Here is a 5,138-nt window from a genome sequence, read left to right on the forward strand (position 1 = left end):
CTTATTCTGCCATTGCTAGGTTCTATGATAATTGCAAAAAGAGTATTCCTGGCAAGAAAGGCTACCCTCAGTTTAAGAAGAACTGTCGGTCAGTGGAGTATAAAACTTCTGGGTGGAAGCTATCTGAAACTCGGAAACAAATTACTTTCACCGATGGTAAGAATATAGGGAAGCTCAAACTCAAAGGAACGTGGGATTTAAACTTCTATCAACTCGAACAGATCAAACGGGTTAGACTTATTCGTCGGGCTGATGGCTACTATGTACAGTTTCTCATTAAAGCTGAGGTTAAAGTAGATACACAGCCGACGGGTAAAGCCATTGGTTTGGATGTTGGACTCAAAGAGTTTTATACAGACTCCAACGGTGACAATGAACCTAATCCTAAATTCTATCAGAAAGGCGAGAAGGGCATAGCGGAACTTGGGTCTTGGACCTGAACGCGGGACTGAGATTCGACCTCTACTTTGGTTGGAGTGATCCTGCCAAAGCAAGTTGGGTCTATGAATGAAGAATCCACGTCCTTGGCGTGGAGTGTCAATGAGTGTCCCACAATAAATTTAAGCGTTGTTGGGACTCCGAGAGTGCTTTTTTAGGAGGGGTCCCTAGGAGGGAGGCTTCGATCGCGCGACCCAGTTGATTCGAGATACGAGCATAACCCGGTATAATGGGGCGAGAATGTCCGACCTCCATCTGGGATAAAAACACCTCTAAGACGGGTTGCTGAGATACATAGTCCTGATAGGTTTTACTCTGTCTCGCTTGAAGATTAACAGGTAAATACCCCGTCCCCAACGACCACTGGGTTTGAAACTCCTCACTTAACACATACTCCAGGAAGGTTAAAGCGGCCTTTTCCCGTTGGGGGGTGGTTTTCATCACAAACAAATTCTCCCCTCCTATCACCGTGGCCGGATGATCTTGATAGGGAATAGGCATCACCCCAAAATCATCTCCCACAGGCGTTTCTGGCAAAAATCCCAAAGTCCAGGGACCTGTTAACTGCATGGCCACCCGGCCTTCAATAAAGTTGGTTTGTTCATAACCTCTTTCCGGTTGAGAGAGTAAGGCCGACCCATCTTTGAGTAGATTAGACCAAAATTGTAAAGCTGCGATCGCATCCTCCGTCACCAGTTGCGGTTTTCCCTCCTCCACTAACTCCCCCCCCGCATTAAACAAAAACGGCAACCAACTAAACACCGTCCATTCCCCCTTCCCCAGAGGCAAAAACATCCCATACTGGTCCGGGGTCCCATCCCCATCCTTATCCTGAGTTAATTTCCTTGCGGCCTCCCGTAACTCCTCCCAAGTCTGGGGCAACTCAATAATTCCGGCCTCTCGTAACAAACTGGTGCGATAAAATAACCCTAAATTATTCGTCGCCATAGGAATCGACCAAAGATGGTCATTCCAACGCATGGTTTCCAAGAGAGTGGGATCAAGATTTTCCTTTACCGGAGACTGATTAAACCAATCTTCCAATGGTCGCAGGGCCCCCAACTCCACCAACTGCCCAGTAAACATCGGCAAATACCAGAGAATATCCGGAGGTGCATCTCCGATCACTGCTGTTAAAATTTTCGGTAATTGTTGGTCAGTTTGCCCAATATATAACGCCTCCACTTCAATCTCCTCATGAGACGAATTAAAGCGGTCAACTAATTCTTGAAATACCTCCCGATTCGGCGGCGGATTAATCCCATGCCAAAGGGTTAAATGGGTAACATTGGAGTCCGTCGGAGTCCCGGACCCACACCCGGTTATCCAGAGACACAATATCAGTAAAATAGCAACCCAAATCTTGCCCAACTTAACCATAAAAATAATTATCCATTATCCCTTAAAAACTACCACCGCAAATCCCGCTTTAATAACGTCTCAGATGCCTTTGCATCAACAGGTTTAGAAAATAAGTACCCTTGCCCATAATCACAGCCTAAATCCCTTAAATGCGCCAATTGTTGGGGAGTTTCAATGCCTTCTGCAATTACCTCCATCCCTAAATTATGCCCTAATGAAACAATCGCTTGTACAATCTCTAAATTCTTCCCCCCTTCATCAATTTGTTGTACAAAAGAACGGTCAATCTTTAACGTATCCATGGGAAAACGGTGTAAATAACTCAGCGATGAATACCCCGTCCCAAAATCATCTAAACTTAACTTAATCCAACGAGATTTTAATTCATCAAAAATTGCCATCACTGCTTCAGGATGCTCAATGATTACACTTTCCGTAATTTCTAACTTTAAAGAGCGACTATCTAACTGCGTTGTCTGTAAAATCTGATCAATATTAGGAATTAAATCCGGTTGTCCAAATTGACGAACCGAAAGATTTACACTAATGGTTAATGGATGTTCCCCAATTTCTTGATCGTGCCATTGTTTCACCTGTTGACAAGCTGATTTTAACACCCATTCACCAATAGGAACAATAAACCCCGTTTCTTCGGCGGCTGGAATAAATTCACTGGGAGAAATAAAGCCTCGTTGGGGATGATACCAGCGTAATAAGGCTTCAAACCCAATGATTTTACCCCTTTTTAAAGAAACAATAGGCTGATAGTATAAAATAAACTCATCTCGTTCCAAGGCACGCCTTAAACTGTTCTCCAAATGGAGCATTTTTAAGGCTTGATTGTGCATTTGGGGGTTAAAAATTTGATAATGGCCTTTGCCCGCTTCCTTGGCACGATACATGGCGGTATCCGCATCGCGCAACAGGTGATCGGGGTTATCGTAGGCAATTTTCCCTTGAATGGGAAAGGGAAGTTGTTGATAGAGGCGATCGCAATTAAAAACAATCCCAATACTAGCGTTAATATAAACCTCGTATTCGTCAATTTGGAACGGAGTCAATAATTTGTGATTCAGTTGTGCCGCAATATCTAACACCCAGTTGGCATCTTGGACAGAGGTGAAGAGAATGGCAAACTCATCCCCCCCTAAGCGGGATAACATATCCTCGGACCGCAAACAAGACTGGAGACGGTTGGCCACTTCGATCAGTAATTTATCGCCGATTGTATGGCCCAAGGAATCATTCACCCGTTTAAAGCGATCGCAATCTAAAAACATCACCGCAAACCCATAATCCTCCCTTTCTCGACAATCTTCTAACGCCTTAACCAATTCTTCCATCAACAGCGTCCGGTTGGGGAGATGGGTGAGGGGATCGTGCATGGCCAAATAGAGCAGCTTCTCTTGGGCTTTTTTACGCTCTAGAATCTCCGCTTCTAACTCTAACGTCCTTTCCTTCACTCGTGCCTCTAACGCTCCGTTAAGAGCCTCCAGGGAGGCTTGTAGGCGACGGATCGTTAACTGATTCTCAATGCGGGCAATCACCTCCTCAAACTGAAACGGTTTGGTAACATAGTCCACCCCCCCGGCCCCAAACGCCTTGACTTTATCTAGCACCTCATCCAAAGCACTAATAAAAATAATAGGAATATCCGCCGTTTTCCCATTGGCCTTGAGTTTCTCACACACTTCATAGCCATTCATCCCCGGCATACAAATATCCAGTAAAATTAAGTCTGGTGGGGCGGCCTGTGCGCCCATCAGTGCCATCGAGCCATTGATCACACTCCGGACTTTATACCCTTTTTTGGACAACGCCGCCCCTAATAACCGTAGATTCTCTGGGGTATCATCCACTAATAAGATATCTGCTTTAACGGCCTGAGAGTCCTTCATCGAATTGCCCTGATTACCATTTACCATCGTTTTATTGTTTGCATTCGCGTTAAGAGACCGTGAGTGACTGAGGAATGCGAGGAGTGAAACACAAAAATTGGAGGCATTTCAAAGGAGTAGAGATAGTCCATTGTCCAAAATAAGCTGGACATGGCCTGCTTAATTTAAGCTACACCACTAATTTAAAGGAATTTAAAGGACAATTCACTACTATGGCTTGCCCTTGACTCGAAAAACTCCGCAAAATAACCGTTGTGGTTGCTGACACTAGCGCTCGGACTGAATGCCATTAAACTCTATACCTCTCAAGATGCCACAACACATCCGTCACTGCTCACCGCAGTATTCCCCATAGGGGGGGAGTAAAAGAGGGTTGACCCTTTCGCTGTGGCTTTTGCCTGCACAATTTCACCCATTCTTCCGAGTTATAGCATTACAGGGATAGGTTTGAGCATAACCAATGCTGGAAAACCTCACGATTCAAGGCTTATCACACTGATGACTCTCGGTGAAACGAATTCCGCAAGCCCTAATTTAGCAAGAGGACTGATAATTTATCCATTGGGGACGACCGATCGCAATGTCATGGGTTTCAAACGCACACCACACCCGATAACGATATTCTCGCCCCACTGCCCACTGTTGCAAGGGTTCGGTTTTAATCCACACTCGCAGTAAAATGCCCGTATGGGCTAAGTTATCCACCCCAAGGACTTCTGGGGGGTCGAGGAGGCGATCGCGCCATTCTGGGTCGTTAAACATCTCCTCACCCACCTCTTTAAGCACCGCTAAAGCCCGGTTTAAATTCGCATCATAGGCAATCTCAATGGTAAAATCCACCCGTGACCAAAGCCGGGTTAAATTTTTCACCCGCACAATAGAACTATTGGGAATCGCAATCAAGGCCCCCGACGCATCCCGTAACAGAGTGACACGCAGGTTCAAATCTTCCACCAACCCACTCGCATCCCCCAGATCGATCACATCCCCCACCGCAAATTGATCTTCAATCAAAATTCAACACCCATTGACCAAATCCTTCACTAAACTCTGGGCCCCAAAAGACAAAGCCAACCCCAAAATAGCACCCCCGGCTAAGATGGAACTGGTCGGCACATTGACTAATTCGAGACTCCAGATAATCCCCACACCCAACAGGCCAGCAAACACCACTCCCCGTAACACTCCCGCAATGGTCAACTCCCGCACTTTTTTCCGTTGGACTTCCGCGAGGGGAAGAAAATTGCTGAGAAAATCAGTTCGGCCCCAGGCTTGGGTAAAGCGGTCAATGAGACTATAAGTGACATACTCCCACGCTCAATCGGAGATTAGAGCGTGGGCTTCTCCATCCCTGGAACGAGACTTCGCGTTTTTGAGTGAGGCGATGCCCAACCCCACTTTTTTAATCAAAATACCTGAACACAGATCTCTTGGCATAGA

The 5,138-nt window shown here is 45.9% G+C and carries 4 protein-coding genes and 1 pseudogene; 1 reads left to right on the top strand and 4 read right to left on the bottom strand.

What is annotated here, in order from left to right:
* Positions 1–410 (top strand): annotated as a pseudogene (locus tag PN462_RS22045) (RNA-guided endonuclease TnpB family protein); the annotation flags it as partial.
* Positions 411–537: 127 nt separating this feature from the next.
* On the opposite strand, the gene PN462_RS22050 reads toward PN462_RS22045, so the two are convergent.
* From PN462_RS22050 to PN462_RS23305, 4 genes are all read right to left on the bottom strand, one after another.
* Positions 538–1,818: an ABC transporter substrate-binding protein gene (locus PN462_RS22050; RefSeq protein WP_272131009.1), complete on the bottom strand. Its 1,281-nt coding sequence runs from the start codon at positions 1,816–1,818 to the stop codon at positions 538–540.
* A 29-nt stretch (positions 1,819–1,847) separates the two neighbouring features.
* Positions 1,848–3,725 (bottom strand): two-component system response regulator, encoded by a 1,878-nt coding sequence (locus PN462_RS22055; RefSeq protein ID WP_272131010.1) that lies wholly within the window; start codon positions 3,723–3,725, stop codon positions 1,848–1,850.
* Between the two features lie 507 nt (positions 3,726–4,232).
* On the bottom strand, positions 4,233–4,712 hold the full coding sequence (locus tag PN462_RS22060) for a mechanosensitive ion channel family protein (protein WP_334310483.1): 480 nt from the start codon (positions 4,710–4,712) through the stop codon (positions 4,233–4,235).
* Positions 4,713–4,715: 3 nt separating this feature from the next.
* A complete protein-coding gene (locus PN462_RS23305) occupies positions 4,716–4,907 on the bottom strand; it encodes a hypothetical protein (RefSeq protein WP_334310484.1) in 192 nt (63 codons plus the stop codon).
* Positions 4,908–5,138: the final 231 nt, after the last annotated feature.

The organism is Spirulina sp. CS-785/01 (genome assembly GCF_028330525.1).
In the GTDB taxonomy this organism is placed as follows: Bacteria; Cyanobacteriota; Cyanobacteriia; order Cyanobacteriales; family Spirulinaceae; genus JAQMSD01.

Excerpts from the sequence above, each read along its gene's own strand:
- PN462_RS22055 (WP_272131010.1), bottom strand. The coding sequence starts at position 3,725 with ATGGTAAATGGTAATCAGGGCAATTCGATGAAGGACTCTCAGGCCGTT.
- PN462_RS22050 (WP_272131009.1), bottom strand. The coding sequence starts at position 1,818 with ATGGTTAAGTTGGGCAAGATTTGGGTTGCTATTTTACTGATATTGTGT.